The organism is Comamonas sp. B-9 (assembly GCF_000410635.1).
Classification (GTDB): Bacteria; Pseudomonadota; Gammaproteobacteria; order Burkholderiales; family Burkholderiaceae_C; genus Comamonas.
In genome coordinates, this window is the sequence record NZ_KE148550.1 from 5,493 (window position 1) to 6,284 (window position 792).

The following is a 792-nucleotide window of genomic DNA, read 5'->3' on the forward strand; positions in this document are numbered from 1 at the left end:
CAGGTGCAGCGGGGCGGTATGGGCGGGCCAGCGCATATGCGGCGCCTGGGTGGTGGTGCAGCGCGCGCGTTGCTCGTAGCCGCGCGCCGGGCGCTGAGCGCCTATGCAGTAAGGCCAGCCATAGTCGGCCCCTTCCAGCAGCTCGTTGAGCTCTTCGGGCGGCTCGTTCCTGTCGCGGTAGTCGATGTTGTTCTCCGCCTGCCAGAGGCTGCCTTGGGCGGGGCCATCGGGCAAGGTAGCCAGGGCCACGGAATTGCGCAGGCCCAGCGCAAAGGGCGCGAACTGCTGCACAGGCGCTTGTCCTGGCAGCGCAGGGCTGCGCAATACCGCACGCCATACCGCGCCACGGAACTGCATCGCCCCGCGCTCGGGGCAGGGATGGGGCAGGGTGCCTTGCGCGTCCTGGCAACGGTCCGGGAGCGAGCCGATGTTGACGTAAAGGCTGCCATCGGGCCCGAACGTAATTTCCTTGAGCGGGTGGGCGCCATCATCGGGCAGCTGGTCCAGCACCGTTTGCGCCTGGATCGGTTGGCCGGCGGCCGGCACCGGCGTGCGCCAGATGCGGCCTGCCTCGCCGATATAGATCTGGGCATCGGGCCCGCGTACCAAGGCCAGGGGCCGGTCCAGCTTGTCGGCCAACACCTGGACCTGGGGGCGCTGGGTAGCGGCGGCCGAAGGCGCAGGCAGGCGCAGCTCCAGCAGCCGGCCCTGGCGCGGCATCCAGCTGCCCATGTCGATGATCCACAGGCGCCCGGGGCTGATCTCCAGCACCCGGCGCGGTGCGCGCAGGCC

The 792-nt window shown here is 70.6% G+C and carries 1 protein-coding gene; it reads right to left on the reverse strand.

The features are described from left to right. The coding region (locus tag H928_RS0109630) for a sorbosone dehydrogenase family protein (RefSeq protein WP_021026305.1) at positions 1-792 on the reverse strand (792 nt) is incomplete at both ends.